The sequence below is a fragment of the Stenotrophomonas sp. 3diitr2024 genome, assembly GCF_042136455.1.
GTDB classification, from domain to species: domain Bacteria; phylum Pseudomonadota; class Gammaproteobacteria; order Xanthomonadales; family Xanthomonadaceae; genus Stenotrophomonas; species Stenotrophomonas sepilia.
The window spans coordinates 1-15,837 of record NZ_JBHHMJ010000038.1; the positions used below are offsets into that span (position 1 = coordinate 1).

Sequence of the window (15,837 nt, forward strand, 5' to 3'; positions counted from 1 at the left end):
AAGCCGAGCGGCGCGCCGCTGCACGCCGGGCCGCCGCCGAGAAAGCCGCTGCCGAGCGCGCCGCACGCCAGGCCGCCGCGCAGGGCCGTCCACCGCCGCCCACCAAGGTTCCACCTGCGGTGGCGTCGGCACCGGCGCCGAAGGTCGGCGGCCTGGGGTGGCCGTTGTCCGGCAACCTGCTGGCCCGCTATGGCGGCAAGCTGCCCGATGGGCGCACCAGCAGCGGTGTGCTGATCGGCGCGCCAGCTGGCAGCACGGTCACGGCCGTGGCCGATGGCACCGTGGTGTTCTCCGACTGGATGACCGGCTACGGCATGATCCTGATCGTCGACCACGGCAACGGCTACATGAGCCTTTACGCGCATAACGACACCCTGCTGAAGGATGCTGGCGCGCGGGTCAGCCGCGGCGATGCGGTGGCCAAGGTCGGCAATTCCGGCGGCCAGGGCGTCACCGCGCTGTACTTCGAGCTGCGCCGTGGCGGGCAGCCGGTCAACCCGGACAGCTGGCTGCAGCGGCGCTGAATCCTGGCCCGCCGGATGCGGGCCGGATTCAACGGGAATTTAGCTGTGCTTCGCGCATAATCGGTGCATGTGCCTTGGGCACCATGCCACCGTCGACAGGAGTGATCCATGCGCGCAGCCCGTACCGCCACCCTCTTGCTGGCCCTGTTGCCAGCGCTGTCCTGGGCGCAGCAGACCGCGCCCGCCCCCAGCCCGGAAACCAGCGGGCAGGCAGCGAACAGCGAGGAGGCGGTGACTTCGAAGGTGCCGCTGGAGGAAATCCGCCGTTTCGTGGCCGTGTACAACGCGGTGCGCGCCGCCTATGTCGACCCGGTCGATGACAAGAAGCTGATGCAGTCAGCCGTGCGTGGCCTGCTGCTCGACCTTGATCCGCACAGCACCTACTTCAACAAGGAAGACGCGCAGGCCTTCGACGAGCAGGCCAACGGTGCCTACGAGGGCATCGGCGTGGAGCTGCAGCAGCAGCCGGACAACGCCAGCATGAAGGTGATCGCGCCGATCGACGACACGCCGGCAGCCAAGGCCGGCATCCTTGCCGGCGATTTGATCATCGCCATCGACGGCAAGCCGATCAGCGCGATCGATGCCAGCGAACCGCTGCGTGGCCCGGCCGGCAGCAAGGTGGTGCTGACCATCGTGCGTGATGGCAAGCCGAAGCCGTTCGATGTCAGCCTGACCCGCCAGACCATCCGCGTGACCAGCGTGCGCAGCCGCCTGCTCGAGCCGGGCTATGGCTATATCCGCCTGAGCACCTTCCAGGCCGATACCGGCTCGGACTTCCAGAAGCATGTGCAGCAGCTGCAGAAGCAGTCCGGTGGCCAGCTCAAGGGCCTGGTGCTGGATCTGCGCAGCAACCCGGGTGGCCTGCTGACGGCCGCCGTGCAGGTCGCCGACGATCTGCTCGACAAGGGCAACATTGTCAGCACTCGTGGCCGCATCAGCATCAGCGATGCCCGGTTCGACGCGACCCCGGGCGACCTGCTGAAGGGCGCACCGGTGGTGGTACTGGCCGATGCCGGTTCGGCCAGTGCCTCGGAAGTGCTCGCCGGCGCGCTGCGCGACAATAAGCGCGCCCGAGTGGTTGGCAGCCGCACCTTTGGCAAGGGCTCGGTGCAGACCGTGTTGCCGCTGGACAACGGTGATTCGGTGAAGCTGACCACCGCGCGCTATTACACGCCCAGCGGCAAGTCGATCCAGGCCACCGGCATCGTGCCGGATGTTGAGTTGAAGCCCGCCGCTACGTCGGCGGAGGATGCCCTGCCGGCCAGCCTGAGCGATTACAGCGAAGCCACCCTGCCAGGCCATCTGCGCGGCGACGACGAAGGCACCGAGGGCTACCACGCCGGTGCGGTGCTGCCGGGCGACGGCCCGATCAACGACGCGCTGGCCGAGCTGAAGAACCCCGGTTCGGTGGCTGCACGGTTGAAGGCCGAGGCCGAGAAGGCGGATGCCGCCAAGACCGCGAAGGCCGCTGCGGCGAAGCCGGAAGCGAAGGTCGAACCTAAGCCGGAAGCAAAGCCGGAAGCAAAGCCCGCACCGGCCCCGGCCAAGCCCTGACGGTAGCGCCGGGCCGTGCCCGGCGGACGCCCCGTTCATCCGGAAGGCGGCGCAGCCGAGGTGTCGCCCGATAGAATCGGTCCATGGATGATTCGAACCTCGCGACCACGATCAGCCAACTGCTTGGTCGCGATCCGCTGCCGATTGACCGTGCCACTGGCTTGCTGGAATCCTTGGCGAGTCGCCATGGAATTGATCCGTGCCTCGTCTATTGGTGGACCGGCAAAGCGTCGGCTGATCAGACGATCCTATACGACGGCAGCGATGAAGGCCTTTCCTGCTTGGCGAAACTGCTGGCGGAAGTGAACGGCGAAATCTGCTTGGTAGCGTCAGATGAGCGCGCATTGCCGTGGCCGATCTGGACTCTGCAGGCAAGTGAACTGATTCCTTTGCTCGGCGAGTTACCGTTCTTTGAGTACTTCGTGGTGCTGGATGACGGCGCTACGCTGCTGTTCGATACCCACCACAACACGTTGGTGGTCAGTCGCGAGTGACGCATTCAGCATCATCGCGGACGGAGCAGATCCATATCGATGAAGGAGTCGAGCACGCTCGACGCTACGAACCGGCCGGTGAGCGTGGAGCCGGCCAGCGGCCGGCACTACCCGGCGTCAGAAGCCGTGGCGCTTGCGCAGGCGGCGCGCGATCGCAGCCCGCACGTAGACCCCGTACACGACGCCGAACACGAAGCCACCGATGTGCGCCCACCAGGCCACCATGCCGAAGCTTGGGCCGATGTGGGCGAACACCACTTGCAGCGCCGCCCAGACGCCGATCAGCAGGTAGGCCGGGGCGCGCACGAACTCCAGGAACAGGCCGAGCGGGATCACCACGCCCAGCCGCGCGCCCGGGAACAGGGCCAGATACGCACCGATCAGGGCCGACACCGCGCCACTGGCGCCGATGATGATCTGGTCCGGGCTGCCCATGGTGTAGATCGCCACCAGGTTCGACACTGCGCCGCCGACCAGGAACAGCAGCAGCAGCCGCCACGGCCCCAGCACCCGCTCGGCGGGCAGGCCGAAGATCAACAGGAACACCAGGTTGCCCAGCAGGTGCGACCAGTCCGCGTGCAGGAACAGGGCGGTGAACAGGCGCAGCACGCTGCCGTCCTGCAGCGTCGCCCACCAGTCCAGCGGGCGGGTCAGGCCGGTGGACAGGGCGCCCCAGTCCAGCCAGAGGCTGCCGCGGGCATCGTCCGGACGCGAGATCGACCACAGGAACGCCAGCCACAATGACGCGAACAGCACGGGCGTGGCCCAGCGCAGGGCCGCCTTCTTGCGGGACGGGAGCGAGACGAACATGCCAATAGCCTAGCGTGCGGCCACTTTCAGTGGGGACGGTCCTGTTCAGCTTTTGAGACGAAAAAACCGCCTGCGCTGTTATTGTTTCATTAACAGCTCTGGGTAATACTCGCATACGGCGTCGTATGTCGGGAGGGGAATCCGGCGCGCTCCGATGGGTCCCAGGACCCGGCGGGCGCAGGCGCACTCAGAGCACCATCACCGCTTACCGGAGAGAGAACTACGATGCAAACCGCTTCCACCATTGCCCGACTGACCCTGCTGGCCGTCGGCGTTGCCGGTGCGCTGGCCGCCGCCGATGCCAATGCTGCCGCCTTCCAGCTTAAGGAAAACAGCGCCAAGGGCCTGGGCCGCGCGTTCGCCGGCTCCACCTCGACCGAAGGTGACGCCTCGGTCATCGCCACCAACCCGGCCTCCATGCGCCTGCTCGACGGCACCCTGGTCCAGGGCGACGTCAGCGCCATCAGCTTCGGCGCCAAGTTCCGCGGCCAGGGCCAGTACGGCAACGGCGCGCCGATTTCCGGTGGCAACGGCGGCGACGCCGGCATGATCGCCCCGGTTCCGGCCGCGTACTTCCACGTGCCGTTCGGCGAGAACGACAACATGCACTTCGGTGCTTCGCTGACCGTGCCGTTCGGCTTCAAGACCGAATACGACCGCGACTGGGTCGGCCGCTACAACGGCGTCAAGACCGAGCTGCAGGCCATCGACCTGGGCGTGGCGTTCTCCTACGACGTCAACCCGTACCTGTCGTTCGGTGCTTCGGTGTTCGCCGAGCGCCTGAACGTCGACCTGACCAGCGCTGTCGATACCGGCACCGCGATCAACGCCACGGCCCAGCGCACCGCTGCGGCGCGTGTGCTGGCTGCAGGCGGCACCGCAGCCCAGGCTGCGGCGGCGTCGCAGGCCGCTGCACGCCAGGCCGCCCAGCTCGGCTTCTCGCCGGGCACCGCCGATGGCTACCTGCGCATCAAGGGCGACGAAGTGTCGGTCGGCTACACCCTGGGCATGACGGTCACCCCGGTGGAAGGCACCAACATCGCCTTCAGCTACCGCTCGAAGGTCGAGCACAAGATCACCGACGGCAAGGCCGACTTCACCATCCCGCAGAACGCTGCCGCCTTCCTGGCCACTGCCGCCCCGGGTACCTTCATCGACAGCAACGGCCGCGCCACCATCACCCTGCCGGCCAGCGCCACCGTGGGCTTCACCCACCGCGTGAACGACCAGTGGCAGATCATGGCCGAGGTGACGCGCACGGCGTGGAGCAAGTTCGACCAGGTCACCGTCGACTATGACTCCAACCAGCCGGACAGCGTGCTGCCGTTCCACTACCGCGACACCACCTTCGCGTCGATCGGTACCGATTTCCGCGTGAACGACAAGCTGACCCTGCGTGGCGGCCTGGCCTACGACCAGACCCCGACCACCGACGCCCACCGTGACGTGCGCGTGCCGGACACCACCCGCAAGTGGCTGTCGCTGGGCCTGACCTACGCCGCTTCGGACAAGATGGAATACAGCGTGGGTTACACCCACCTGTTCACCAAGGATCCGAACATCACCTCGACCTCGGCCACTGCCAACACCGTGACCGGCAAGTACAAGGTGAGCGGCGACGTGCTGGCGGCGTCGATGCAGTACAAGTTCTGATTCGGGCGATTGCCTGAAGCAGGACACGGAGGGCCCCGCGCAGGCGGGGCCTTTTTTTTATGCATGGATGACGCTTCCGGCTCGTGACTTTATTGGGAGTGCCTGCCACCTTGCCGGGATTTACGCAGTGCAGGCGAATACAAAATGGTTGATCGTCGCTACCAGAAGCGGATGATCCGATACTGGGCTCGGGAAGAGGCCAAGGCGAACGCGACTCTGGATCGCGTGTTGGAGTCGGAATGGTTCGACTACTGGCACACGCATCTTGACTGGATGGGGCGCGGCAATCGCCATATCAGTGATCGCATCGCCGTTGCCGCAGGGCTCCTACGGCTGCTTGAACGGGTTGCGTCGAGCGGGCGGGAGCATGTGCAGTGTTGGGTGACGCTGGCGCCGGATACCGGTCAGAGTGCGTTGTTCCTGCATTCGCCGAATCCTCAGGGAACGCCATGGCCGCATCCGTTCGATGGCGTGATCTGGGACATCGTTCCGCCTGACTGGCTTGCGCCGTTGCTCTCTTCAACCGGCCTGCAGCCAGGACGCTGGGGAAGCGGAGAAAGCCAGCGATTGCTGGTGCGCGTGCGGCCTTGATTTCCATCCACGCATGGCGAGGATCTACCGGGTTGTCTACGCAGCGCGTGGATCCACGACAATAGCGCCATGAACCTGTCCGACCCGAACTTCCAGCTGGAGCTGGCCGCCAACATCGCCGTCGCCGGCTCGATCCTGCTGGCCGGCCGCAACAACGTGCACACCTGGTGGCTGGGCATCGTCGGCTGTGCATTGTTTGCTGCCGTGTTCGAACGCTCGCACCTGTACGCGGACATGGTGCTGCAGTTCTTCTTCATCGCGATCAGCGTGCTGGGCTGGTGGCAGTGGCTGCGCGGCGATCATGGTGCGCCGTTGCCGATTACTTCATTGCGGCCGCGTGCCTGGGCCTGGCTGGCGCCGCTGGCGGTAGTGGCCACCTTCGGCTACGGCTGGATGCTGACCCGACTGACCAATGCCTATGCGCCGTACATCGATTCGGCGGTACTGGTGCTGAGCGTGATCGCGCAGATCCTGATGATGCGGCGCAAGCTGGAGTCGTGGTGGGTCTGGCTGCTGGTAAACACCGTTGCAGTGCCGCTGTACTACAGCCGTGGCCTGCACCTGACCTCGATCCTGTACATCGGTTTCTGGGTCAATGCACTTGTTGCTCTCGGGCACTGGCGCAATCTGATGCGGGCCGAGGCCACGACGGCACCTGAATTCCTGTAGAGCCGAGCCCACGCTCGGCTGCGCCGGAAAAGCCGAGCATGGGCCCGGCGCTACAGGAAGCAAAACACAAGAAACCCCGCATTCGCGGGGTTTCTTGTTTACCGCACCATGCAGGCGATCAGTCGCCCAGGGTCAGCAGCGAGGCGTTGCCGCCGGCGGCGGTGGTGTTCACCGTCACCGTCTTTTCGGTGGCAAAGCGCAGCAGGTAGTGCGGGCCGCCGGCCTTCGGGCCGGTGCCGGACAGGCCCTGGCCGCCGAACGGCTGCACGCCGACCACTGCACCGATCTGGTTGCGGTTGACGTACACGTTGCCGACGTGGACGCCGTTGCTGATGCGGTCAACGGTTTCGTCGATGCGCGAATGCACGCCCAGGGTCAGGCCGTAGCCAGTGGCGTTGATCTGGTCGATCACCGCGTCGAGCTGGTCGCCCTTCCAGCGGATCACGTGCAGGACCGGACCGAAGACTTCCTTGTGCAGCTGGCCCAGGTCCTTCAGTTCATACGCGCGCGGTGCGAAGAAGGTGCCGTTGGCGGTTTCAGCGGACAGCTCGGCGGCGGCGATCAGGCGCGCTTCGCGGTCCATGCGTTCGGCGTGTTCCTGCAGGATCTTCAGCGCGTCGGCGTCGATCACCGGGCCGACGTCGGTAGACAGCAGGCCCGGGTTGCCGACCTTCAGTTCCTTCATCGCACCGGCCAGCATGGTCATCACCTTGTCGGCGATGTCGTCCTGCACGAACAGCACGCGCGCGGCCGAGCAACGCTGGCCGGCGGAGGTGAAGGCCGAACCGATCGCGTCCTTGACCAGCTGTTCCGGCAGTGCCGAGGAGTCGGCGATGAAGGCGTTCTGGCCACCGGTCTCGGCGATCAGCACGCCGATGGCGGCGTCACGCGCGGCCATCGCACGGTTGATCGCACGGGCGGTCTCGGTGGAGCCGGTGAAGGCCACGCCGGCCACGCGCGGGTCGGCGGTCAGCGCTGCACCCACGGTGGCGCCGTCGCCCGGCAGGAACTGCACCACCTCGGCCGGCACGCCGGCATCGTGCAGCAGCTTCACCGCGTAGTAGCCGATCAGGTTGGTCTGCTCGGCCGGCTTGGCGATGACGCTGTTGCCGGCGGCCAGGGCAGCGGCTACCTGGCCCAGGAAGATCGCCAGTGGGAAGTTCCACGGGCTGATGCAGACGAACACGCCGCGGCCGTGCAGCTGCAGTTCGTTGGACTCGCCGGTCGGGCTGGGCAGCTTCTCGGCGTGGCTGAACTGCTCGCGTGCCTGCTTGGCGTAATAGCGCAGGAAATCCACGGCTTCCCGCACTTCGGCGATGCTGTCGGGCAGGCTCTTGCCGGCTTCCTTCACGCACAGCGCCATGAACTCCGGCATGCGCGCTTCCAGCTGGTCAGCGGCGTGTTCGAGGATGGCGGCGCGGCTGGCGGCCGGGGTGCGGTTCCAGGCCGGTTGTGCGGCCACGGCGTTGGCCAGGGCCTTCTGCACGGTGGCGGCATCGGCGGCCAGCCACTGGCCGACCACTTCGCGGGTGTCGGCCGGGTTGGTCACCGGCAGCGCGGCGCCGGCCGGGTTGGCACCCGGTACCAGCGGCGAAGCCTGCCACGGCTTCACGGCGGCGTTGAGCTGCTCGGCCAGGGCGCGCAGTTCGTTGTCGTTGGCGAGGTTGGCGCCCATGGAGTTCTTCCTGTCGTGGTTCTGGCTGCGCAGCAGGTCAACCGGCAGCGGGATCTTGGGATGCGGAATCGATTCGAACGAGGCGACCATCTCGACCGGATCGCGGATCAGGTCGGCGATCGGCACGCGCTCGTCGGTGATGCGGTTGACGAAGCTGGAGTTGGCACCGTTTTCCAGCAGGCGGCGCACCAGGTACGGCAGCAGGTCTTCGTGCGAACCGACCGGGGCGTACACGCGGCAGGGCAGGTTCAAGCGGTCGGCCGGCACCACTTCGGCGTACAGGTCGTCGCCCATGCCGTGCAGCTTCTGGTGCTCGTACACGCCGCCGTTGGCGATGCTGCGCACGGCCGCGATGGTGTGCGCGTTGTGCGTGGCGAACATCGGGTAGATCGCGTCCGCATGGGTGAACAGCCGCTTGGCGCAGGCCAGGTAGGACACATCGGTGTTCTGCTTGCGGGTGAACACCGGGTAGCCCGGGTAGCCTTCGATCTGCGCGCGCTTGATCTCGGCATCCCAGTAGGCGCCCTTGACCAGGCGCACCTGCAGGCGGCGACCGGCACGGCGTGCCATGTCGGCCAGGTGGTCGATCGTGTACGGCGTGCGCTTCTGGTAGGCCTGCACGACCACGCCGAAGCCATCCCAGCCAGCCAGCGAGGCGTCGGAGAACACCTGCTCGATGATGTCCAGCGACAGTTCCAGGCGGTCGGACTCTTCGGCGTCGACGGTGCAGCCGATGCCGTAGCTCTTGGCCAGCTGTGCCAGTTCCAGCACGCCCGGCACCAGGTCCTTCAGCACGCGCTCGCGCTTGGCGTGCTCGTAGCGCGGGTACAGCGCCGACAGCTTGATCGAGATGCCCGGCGCGTTGTTGACGTCGCCGTCCGGACGGCCACCGCGGGCCTTGTGATCGCCGCCGATGGCGTGGATCGCACGACGGTAGTCTTCCAGGTAGCGCAGCGCGTCCTTCATGGTCAGCGCGCCTTCGCCGAGCATGTCGAACGAGTAGCGGTAGCTGGCGTTGTCGCCCTTGTGCGAGCGCGCCAGCGCTTCGCTGATGGTGCGGCCCATGACGAACTGGTGGCCCATGATCTTCATCGCCTGGCGCACGGCCAGGCGCACCACCGGCTCACCGACGCGGCCGACCAGGCGCTTGAATGCGCTGGGCGCATCGGCGCGCGTGGCGTCGTTCATCTGCACCAGCTTGCCGGTCAGCATCAGGCCCCAGGTGGAGGCATTGACCAGCACCGAGTCGCTGCCGCCCAGGTGCTTTTCCCAGTCGGCATCGGCCAGCTTGTCGCGGATCAGCTTGTCGGCGGTGTCCTGGTCCGGAATACGCAGCAGCGCTTCGGCCACGCACATCAGCAGCACGCCTTCCTCGCTGCCCAGGTCGTACTGGCGCATGAAGGCTTCGATCGCGCCCTGGTCCTTGGCACGCACGCGCACGCGGCCGACCAGGTCGGCGGCCAGCGCCTGCACCCTGGCCTGTTCCTCGGCGGGCAGGCGCGCCTGCGCCAGCAGCTCGCGGACGTGGCTGGCCTCGTCCTTCAACCAGGCATCGGTGATGGCCTGGCGGAACGGGTTGGGGGCCGCCGGCAGTTCCGGCGACAGCAGCGCGCCCGGACGCGGGGCGTCGTGGGCGGCAGGGGAGGAGGAAGGTGCGTTCATGCCGGTCCGGCCAGTGGAAAACTTGGCGATTTTAATCATTTTTGCGGCCTTCGGAAGTGCCACGCAGACACCTTCATGAAGGGCTGATAGCCACTAACGGTGGTGGATTCGGCGTGTTCAGCAAACCCGGCGATATTTGTGCTGAATTCGTCATCCGTGCCGCCGACCGCATGCTGTGTTGCAGCATCGGAAAAAGTGTGAATGCACCCTTGCTACCGGCGAGAGGGCGGGGCTACCATCGAGACGTTTCCCGCGGCAGGAACGCGGTTGCGACATGATCGAGGTGCTTCCAGCTCCGGATGGGTCAGGTACGCAGCTGCGGCTGCGTCCCCCACGGGCGCTCGATGCCCGGCAGTTCGTCCTGTTGTTCACCGTGTTGTCGGGTGCGATGTGGCTGGTGTCCGCCCTCGGGTGGTGGGCCGGCAATGCATTCGCCCCCCTGTTCGCGCTGCTGTACAGCCTGGTGCTGGCGGCGGCGCTGCGTGCCTTGTGGCGCAGCGGTGAACGGCAGGAGGAGATCCGGGTAGTGCCGGCGTACGTGGAGGTCATTCCCGTACCCGGTGGATCGCCGGTGTTCCGGGCCCACCCGCATTGGGTGCGCCTGCTCACCGACGATGAGAGGGTCCGGCTGGCATCCAGCGGCCGGCAGGTGGAGGTGGGGAGTTTCCTCGCGCCGGCCGAACGTCAGACGCTCGCAGAGACACTTGAAAGCTTGCTCGCCGCCAGCGATGGCGGCAACCGACGACGCTAAGGGTCTAGGCAATGAAGCAAAGCAGCAGGTGGGGCACGAAGTGCGTGAACGCGGTTGCCGCAGTGCTGGCGACCGGGGGACTGATGCCGGCGTTGGCCTGGGCCCAGGCGGCCGATCCCAAGCCGTGGCAGCTGAACATGGGCAAGGGGGTGACCCAGACCTCGCGCCTGGCCTGGGAATCGAACAACCTTTCGTTGATCATCTGCACGGTGATCGGCGTCATCGTGTTCGGCGCGATGGCCTACGCCATCTTCAAGTTCCGCAAATCCAAGGGCGCGGTCGCGGCCACCTTCAGCCATAACACCAAGGCCGAGATCATCTGGACGGTGATCCCGGTGATCATCCTGATCGTGATGGCGTGGCCGGCCACGGCCAACCTGATCAAGATGTACGACACCCGCGATGCCGAGATGACGGTAAAGGTCACCGGCTACCAGTGGATGTGGAAGTACGAATACCTCGGCGAGAACGTCACCTTCACCAGTCGCCTGGACCGGGAATCCGACCGCGTGCGGCAAAGTGGCATCGTGCCGACCCGCGAAAGTCATCCGCACTACCTGCTGGACGTCGACAACCGGCTGGTGTTGCCGGTCGATACCAAGGTCCGCTTCGTCATCACTTCCGATGATGTGATCCACGCCTGGTGGGTGCCGGCGCTGGGCTGGAAGCAGGACGCGATCCCCGGTTTCATCAATGAAGCCTGGACCAGCATCGAGCAGCCCGGGGTGTATCGCGGCCAGTGCGCCGAGCTGTGCGGCAAGGACCACGGCTTCATGCCGATCGTGGTCGAGGCGGTGTCCAAGGAGGACTTCAAGCAGTGGCTGGCGCAGCGCAAGCCTGCACCGCCGGCCGAGCCCGCCCCCCCTGCGGCACCTGCAGAACCGGCTGCCCCTGCGGGCGAAGCACCGGCGGCACCTGCTGCTGCCGAAGCCGGCAATGCACCTGCGGTTGCGGCCAGCGGCGCGTGATGTAAAGCCCGCGGCCGCTCGCGGCCGTGTTGACAACCGATTCTGAGAGGTGTTTTGCAATGGCGCACTCGGCAGTTGGGCACGACGATCACCATCACCACCAGAGTTTCTTCGAGCGTTGGTTCTTCTCGACCAACCACAAGGACATCGGCACGCTGTACCTGGGTTTCAGCTTCATCATGTTCATCATCGGCGCGGCGATGAGCGTGGTAATCCGCGCCGAGCTGGCGCAGCCGGGCCTGCAGTTCGTCAAGCCCGAGTTCTTCAACCAGATGACCACCGTGCATGCGCTGGTGATGATCTTCGGCGGCGTGATGCCGGCGTTTGTCGGGCTTGCCAACTGGATGATCCCGCTGCAGATCGGTGCGCCGGACATGGCGCTGCCGCGCATGAACAACTGGTCGTTCTGGCTGCTGCCGGTGGCCTTCAGCCTGCTGCTGCTGACGCTGTTCCTGCCCGGTGGTGCACCGGCCGGTGGCTGGACGCTGTATCCGCCGCTGTCGCTGCAGGGCGGCTACAACGTGGCCTTCAGCGTGTTCGCCATCCATGTGGCCGGCATCAGTTCGATCATGGGTGCGATCAACATCATCGCCACCGTGCTCAACATGCGCGCGCCGGGCATCGACCTGCTGAAGATGCCGATCTTCTGCTGGGCGTGGCTGATCACCGCCTTCCTGCTGATCGCGGTGATGCCGGTGCTGGCCGGTGCGGTGACCATGCTGCTGACCGACAAGTTCTTCGGCACCAGCTTCTTCAATGCCGCCGGTGGCGGTGACCCGGTGATGTACCAGCACATCTTCTGGTTCTTCGGCCATCCCGAGGTCTACATCATGATCCTGCCCGCCTTCGGCGTGGTCAGCGAGATCATCCCGACCTTCAGCCGCAAGCCGCTGTTCGGCTACCAGGCGATGGTGTACGCCACCGCCGCGATCGCGTTCCTGTCGTTCATCGTCTGGGCCCACCACATGTTCACCGTGGGCATGCCGCTGGGCGGCGAGATCTACTTCATGTTCGCCACCATGCTGATCTCGATCCCGACCGGGGTGAAGGTGTTCAACTGGGTCAGCACCATGTGGCGGGGCTCGCTGACGTTCGAGGCGCCGATGCTGTGGTCGGTGGCCTTCGTCATCCTGTTCACCATCGGTGGCTTCTCCGGCCTGATGCTGGCCATCGTGGCGGCCGACTTCCAGTACCACGACACCTACTTCGTGGTCGCCCACTTCCACTACGTGCTGGTGACCGGCGCGGTGTTCGCGCTGATTGCAGCGGTGTACTACTGGTGGCCGAAGTGGACGGGGCGGATGTACAGCGAGAAGTGGGCCAAGGTGCACTTCTGGTGGTCGATCGTGTTCGTCAACCTGCTGTTCTTCCCGCAGCACTTCCTCGGCCTGGCCGGCATGCCGCGCCGCATTCCGGACTACAGCGTAGCGTTTGCCGACTGGAACCTGATCAGCTCGATCGGTGCGTTCGGCATGTTCGTCACGCCGTTCATGATGGCCGCGATCCTGCTGTCCTCGCTGCGCAATGGTGAGAAGGCCGAGGCCCGTAGCTGGGAAGGCGCGCGCGGGCTGGAGTGGACGCTGCCGTCGCCGGCACCGGCGCATACCTTCACCACGCCGCCGACCATCCGCCCGGGCGATCTGGCGCATGACGACATCACGCATTGAGGTGGGGCATGCATAACGAGAGCCCACTGCAGACCTGTAGAGCCGAGCCATGCTCGGCTGACGGCGTGCTGGCCAACGGTAGAGTCGACTGTCAGTCGACTCGCGAAGTGCAGCCGGCTAGCAGTCGGCTCTACCAGAACCAAAGCCAGAGCGAAGCCCAACACCACGGCATCGAACAGCAACGCCAGCGTGCCCGGCGCACGGCGATGTGGGTCGGCGCCATCGCGGTGCTGGTCTACGTCGGCTTCATCCTCAGCGGGGTGATCGGCCGATGAGCGAGGCACCGGCCAGCACGCGGTCACCCAGTGCCGGGCTGCCGCGCCTGATCGGCGTGGCAGTGGCGGTGTTCCTGCTGACCTTCTCGCTGGTGCCGCTGTACCGCATTGCCTGCGAGAAGGTATTCGGCGTGCGCCTGGAACGCGGCCCGGGTGGTGAAGCCAGTACGGGTGCCGCAGCTGGCAAGCGCACCGTGCGGGTGGAGTTCGATGGCGGCGTCAATTCGCGCCTGCCGTGGTCGTTCCATCCCGAGCAGCTGACCATGGATGTGGTGCCCGGCGAACTCAACGAGGCGCTGTACTTCGCCCGCAACGACAGCCAGCAGGCGGTGGTCGGCAGTGCGGTGCCTTCGGTGGCGCCGGCGCGTGCCTCGGGCTTCTTCAGCAAGACCGAGTGCTTCTGTTTCACCGCGCAGACGCTGCAGGCCGGCGAGAAGCGCGACATGCCGGTGCGCTTCATCGTCGATCCGGACCTGCCGCCGGAAATCAAGACGATCACCTTGTCCTACACCTTCTACCGCAACGACGCGTTGTCCGATCGGCTGGCCCCGGCCGCCACCTCGGACGGCGCGCACGCCGCACCCTGACCCGGATACCGACATGGCCCAGACACCAACCGACGCCAACGTGTACTTCGTCCCGGCCCAGAGCAAATGGCCCTTCGTGGGGTCCATCGCGATGATGGTGACCATGGTGGGCGTGGCCAGCTGGCTCAACGATGCCAGCTGGGGGCGCTGGACGTTCTACATCGGCATCGCGATGCTGGTGTTGACCCTGTTCTGGTGGTTCAGCGACGTGGTGCGCGAATCGCAGGCCGGCAACTACAACCACCAGGTCGATGGCTCGTTCCGGATGGGGATGATCTGGTTCATCTTCTCCGAGGTGATGTTCTTCGGCGCCTTCTTCGGCGCGCTGTTCTACACCCGCAACCTGGGCCTGTCGTGGCTCAGTGGCGAAGGCCGCGGGGTGATGACCAACGAGCTGCTCTGGCAGGGCTACTCCGCCGGATGGCCGACCAATGGCCCGGCGGCGATCGGTGGTGCCTTCCAGACCATCCCGGCGTGGGGCCTGCCGCTGATCAATACGCTGATCCTGCTCACCTCAGGCGTGACCCTGACCATCGCCCATCACGCGTTGAAGGCCGGCAACCGCCGCCAGCTGCTGATCTGGCTGGGCCTGACCGTGGTGCTCGGCCTCGGTTTCCTGACCCTGCAGGCGGAAGAGTACATCCACGCCTACAAGGAGCTGAACCTGACGCTGGGCTCGGGCATCTACGGTTCAACCTTTTTCATGCTGACCGGCTTCCACGGCGCGCACGTGCTGCTGGGCACGATCATGCTGATCGTGATGTGGCTGCGTTCGGCCAAGGGACACTTCACCCGCGACAACCATTTCGGTTTCGAAGCCGCCGCGTGGTACTGGCACTTCGTCGACGTGGTGTGGCTGATGCTGTTCCTGTTCGTCTACGTGCTTTGACCGCGCACGCATCGGTGGCCTCAGCCGCCGACGCCGTGCGGCTTGATCCAGCCCATGTAGATGCTCACGATCACCAGCAGGATCAACGCGACCGACACCGCGATGCGGCGTGTCAGTGCGTTGACCGTGCGCTTGGTCTGGCCGCGGTCGACCAGCAGGTAATACAGGCCGGCGCCCAGATTCCAGACGATGACGATCAGAAACGCGATTACCAGCAGGGTCTTCAGCGAATCACTCATGCGCGGCTCGAGGGCAGGGTGGATGTGCCTATCTGACCGCGTTTGCGCGGACTTGTCATGATGCGCCAGCACACGCGCGTGCTCGGATGGCTGCTGGCCGTGCTGGCCATGGCCGGTTTCACCGCATTGGGGCTGTGGCAGCTGCAGCGCATGCATGCCAAACAGGCAATGTTGGATGCACAGGGTCCAGCCGTGGCTCAGACGCTGTCGCTGGCCCAGGCGCTGGCAGCGCCCGGTGCGTTGCACGGCGTGGCCGACCACGGTCGCTTCCTTCCCGGCGTGGTGCTGCTGGACAACCAGATCCGGCATGGCCGCGCCGGCGTGAAGATCTATCGCCCGTTCCGCAGTGACGAGGGCAGCGTGCTGCTGGTCGATCTGGGCTGGCGCGCGCTGCCGCCGGATCGCACGCTTCCTGAGGTGCCGTCGCCGCCTTCGCCGGTGGCCGTGCGCGGGTTGCTGGCGCCACCGCCTTCGGCGGGGCTGGTACTGGGTCCGCCGTTCTCCGCCACCGGTGAGGCGGGGCGCTGGCTGGCCAGCCGCTTGCCGGCCGAGGGCCTCGCCGCAGCGCTGGGCCTGCCAGCACTGCCCGAGCGGGTCCTGCGACTGGACCCGGCGCTGCCCTTCGGCGACGAGCGTGACATGGACCTGCTGCCAAATACGCTGCCACCGCAGCGACACCTGGGCTACGCCGTGCAGTGGTTCGGCCTGGCCCTGACCGTGCTGGTGGTGGCGCTGGTGCTGGAGCGGCGCAGGAGACGGCCCATCGCCGGGTAGTGTCGGCCGCTGGCCGGCACGCACTCGGATTCCTGGATGCCGGCCACCGCAT

General features: G+C 66.2%; 16 protein-coding genes. 13 read left to right on the forward strand and 3 right to left on the reverse strand.

The genetic code is table 11. The features are described 5' to 3' along the window. From ABGA94_RS00715 to ABGA94_RS00725, 3 genes are all read left to right on the forward strand, one after another. Window positions 1-524, forward strand: a 524-nt coding sequence (locus ABGA94_RS00715; protein WP_375366055.1) for a murein hydrolase activator EnvC family protein, incomplete at its 5' end; no start/stop codon positions are given. Window positions 525-632: 108 nt separating this feature from the next. Beyond that, window positions 633-2,081: a S41 family peptidase gene (locus ABGA94_RS00720; RefSeq protein ID WP_375366056.1), complete on the forward strand. Its 1,449-nt coding sequence runs from the start codon at window positions 633-635 to the stop codon at window positions 2,079-2,081. A gap of 83 nt (window positions 2,082-2,164) precedes the next feature. Next, window positions 2,165-2,575 carry a hypothetical protein gene (locus tag ABGA94_RS00725; RefSeq protein ID WP_005414993.1) on the forward strand — a complete coding sequence of 137 codons (411 nt, stop codon included), beginning with the start codon at window positions 2,165-2,167 and terminating at the stop codon, window positions 2,573-2,575. 117 nt (window positions 2,576-2,692) lie between these two features. Here ABGA94_RS00725 and ABGA94_RS00730 read toward each other — a convergent pair whose 3' ends face one another. Then, window positions 2,693-3,385 (reverse strand): rhomboid family intramembrane serine protease, encoded by a 693-nt coding sequence (locus tag ABGA94_RS00730; protein ID WP_005414994.1) that lies wholly within the window; start codon window positions 3,383-3,385, stop codon window positions 2,693-2,695. Between the two features lie 225 nt (window positions 3,386-3,610). On the opposite strand from ABGA94_RS00730, the gene ABGA94_RS00735 reads away from it, so the two are divergent. The 3 genes from ABGA94_RS00735 (at window position 3,611) to pnuC (ending at window position 6,298) form a co-directional block, all read left to right on the forward strand. Next, the gene (locus ABGA94_RS00735) at window positions 3,611-5,038 is read left to right on the forward strand and encodes an outer membrane protein transport protein (protein ID WP_005414995.1); all 1,428 of its coding nucleotides are present in this window, start codon (window positions 3,611-3,613) and stop codon (window positions 5,036-5,038) included. 144 nt (window positions 5,039-5,182) lie between these two features. Next, window positions 5,183-5,629, forward strand: coding sequence for a hypothetical protein (locus ABGA94_RS00740; protein WP_005414996.1), 447 nt, complete (start codon window positions 5,183-5,185; stop codon window positions 5,627-5,629). 69 nt (window positions 5,630-5,698) lie between these two features. Further along, on the forward strand, window positions 5,699-6,298 hold the full coding sequence (gene pnuC / locus ABGA94_RS00745) for a nicotinamide riboside transporter PnuC (RefSeq protein ID WP_005414997.1): 600 nt from the start codon (window positions 5,699-5,701) through the stop codon (window positions 6,296-6,298). A 118-nt stretch (window positions 6,299-6,416) separates the two neighbouring features. Here pnuC and putA read toward each other — a convergent pair whose 3' ends face one another. Further along, on the reverse strand, window positions 6,417-9,635 hold the full coding sequence (putA, locus tag ABGA94_RS00750) for a bifunctional proline dehydrogenase/L-glutamate gamma-semialdehyde dehydrogenase PutA (RefSeq protein WP_329846546.1): 3,219 nt from the start codon (window positions 9,633-9,635) through the stop codon (window positions 6,417-6,419). A 274-nt stretch (window positions 9,636-9,909) separates the two neighbouring features. Between putA and ABGA94_RS00755 the strand changes: the two genes are divergently transcribed. From ABGA94_RS00755 to ABGA94_RS00780, 6 genes are read left to right on the forward strand one after another with little or no spacing between them, the layout of a single operon-like run. Further along, the gene (locus ABGA94_RS00755; RefSeq protein ID WP_021202927.1) at window positions 9,910-10,386 is read left to right on the forward strand and encodes a DUF2244 domain-containing protein; all 477 of its coding nucleotides are present in this window, start codon (window positions 9,910-9,912) and stop codon (window positions 10,384-10,386) included. Between the two features lie 11 nt (window positions 10,387-10,397). Next, entirely contained in the window at window positions 10,398-11,354 is a 957-nt protein-coding gene (gene coxB / locus ABGA94_RS00760; protein WP_053498721.1) for a cytochrome c oxidase subunit II, read from the forward strand. A gap of 59 nt (window positions 11,355-11,413) precedes the next feature. Further along, window positions 11,414-13,021 (forward strand): cytochrome c oxidase subunit I, encoded by a 1,608-nt coding sequence (ctaD, locus tag ABGA94_RS00765; protein ID WP_005407790.1) that lies wholly within the window; start codon window positions 11,414-11,416, stop codon window positions 13,019-13,021. Between the two features lie 8 nt (window positions 13,022-13,029). Beyond that, the gene (locus tag ABGA94_RS00770; RefSeq protein ID WP_375366065.1) at window positions 13,030-13,296 is read left to right on the forward strand and encodes a hypothetical protein; all 267 of its coding nucleotides are present in this window, start codon (window positions 13,030-13,032) and stop codon (window positions 13,294-13,296) included. Further along, entirely contained in the window at window positions 13,293-13,883 is a 591-nt protein-coding gene (locus tag ABGA94_RS00775) for a cytochrome c oxidase assembly protein (RefSeq protein WP_053498717.1), read from the forward strand. Before ABGA94_RS00770 ends, ABGA94_RS00775 begins: the two co-directional genes overlap by 4 nt. Window positions 13,884-13,896: 13 nt before the next feature. After that, entirely contained in the window at window positions 13,897-14,772 is an 876-nt protein-coding gene (locus ABGA94_RS00780; RefSeq protein WP_005407793.1) for a cytochrome c oxidase subunit 3, read from the forward strand. 20 nt (window positions 14,773-14,792) lie between these two features. On the opposite strand, the gene ABGA94_RS00785 is transcribed toward ABGA94_RS00780, so the two are convergent. Then, window positions 14,793-15,011: a twin transmembrane helix small protein gene (locus ABGA94_RS00785; RefSeq protein WP_005415003.1), complete on the reverse strand. Its 219-nt coding sequence runs from the start codon at window positions 15,009-15,011 to the stop codon at window positions 14,793-14,795. A gap of 57 nt (window positions 15,012-15,068) precedes the next feature. On the opposite strand from ABGA94_RS00785, the gene ABGA94_RS00790 reads away from it, so the two are divergent. Then, window positions 15,069-15,785 carry an SURF1 family protein gene (locus ABGA94_RS00790; protein ID WP_188248626.1) on the forward strand — a complete coding sequence of 239 codons (717 nt, stop codon included), beginning with the start codon at window positions 15,069-15,071 and terminating at the stop codon, window positions 15,783-15,785. Window positions 15,786-15,837 lie beyond the last annotated feature (52 nt).

What these genes read in the sequence shown, in the direction of transcription:
- putA (WP_329846546.1), bottom strand. Translation starts at nt 9,635, where the DNA reads ATGAACGCACCTTCCTCCTCCCCTGCCGCCCACGACGCCCCGCGTCCG.
- ctaD (WP_005407790.1), top strand. Translation starts at nt 11,414, where the DNA reads ATGGCGCACTCGGCAGTTGGGCACGACGATCACCATCACCACCAGAGT.
- ABGA94_RS00725 (WP_005414993.1), top strand. Translation starts at nt 2,165, where the DNA reads ATGGATGATTCGAACCTCGCGACCACGATCAGCCAACTGCTTGGTCGC.
- ABGA94_RS00755 (WP_021202927.1), top strand. Translation starts at nt 9,910, where the DNA reads ATGATCGAGGTGCTTCCAGCTCCGGATGGGTCAGGTACGCAGCTGCGG.
- ABGA94_RS00730 (WP_005414994.1), bottom strand. Translation starts at nt 3,385, where the DNA reads ATGTTCGTCTCGCTCCCGTCCCGCAAGAAGGCGGCCCTGCGCTGGGCC.
- ABGA94_RS00735 (WP_005414995.1), top strand. Translation starts at nt 3,611, where the DNA reads ATGCAAACCGCTTCCACCATTGCCCGACTGACCCTGCTGGCCGTCGGC.
- ABGA94_RS00790 (WP_188248626.1), top strand. Translation starts at nt 15,069, where the DNA reads ATGATGCGCCAGCACACGCGCGTGCTCGGATGGCTGCTGGCCGTGCTG.
- ABGA94_RS00720 (WP_375366056.1), top strand. Translation starts at nt 633, where the DNA reads ATGCGCGCAGCCCGTACCGCCACCCTCTTGCTGGCCCTGTTGCCAGCG.
- pnuC (WP_005414997.1), top strand. Translation starts at nt 5,699, where the DNA reads ATGAACCTGTCCGACCCGAACTTCCAGCTGGAGCTGGCCGCCAACATC.
- ABGA94_RS00770 (WP_375366065.1), top strand. Translation starts at nt 13,030, where the DNA reads ATGCATAACGAGAGCCCACTGCAGACCTGTAGAGCCGAGCCATGCTCG.
- ABGA94_RS00780 (WP_005407793.1), top strand. Translation starts at nt 13,897, where the DNA reads ATGGCCCAGACACCAACCGACGCCAACGTGTACTTCGTCCCGGCCCAG.
- ABGA94_RS00775 (WP_053498717.1), top strand. Translation starts at nt 13,293, where the DNA reads ATGAGCGAGGCACCGGCCAGCACGCGGTCACCCAGTGCCGGGCTGCCG.
- ABGA94_RS00740 (WP_005414996.1), top strand. Translation starts at nt 5,183, where the DNA reads ATGGTTGATCGTCGCTACCAGAAGCGGATGATCCGATACTGGGCTCGG.
- coxB (WP_053498721.1), top strand. Translation starts at nt 10,398, where the DNA reads ATGAAGCAAAGCAGCAGGTGGGGCACGAAGTGCGTGAACGCGGTTGCC.
- ABGA94_RS00785 (WP_005415003.1), bottom strand. Translation starts at nt 15,011, where the DNA reads ATGAGTGATTCGCTGAAGACCCTGCTGGTAATCGCGTTTCTGATCGTC.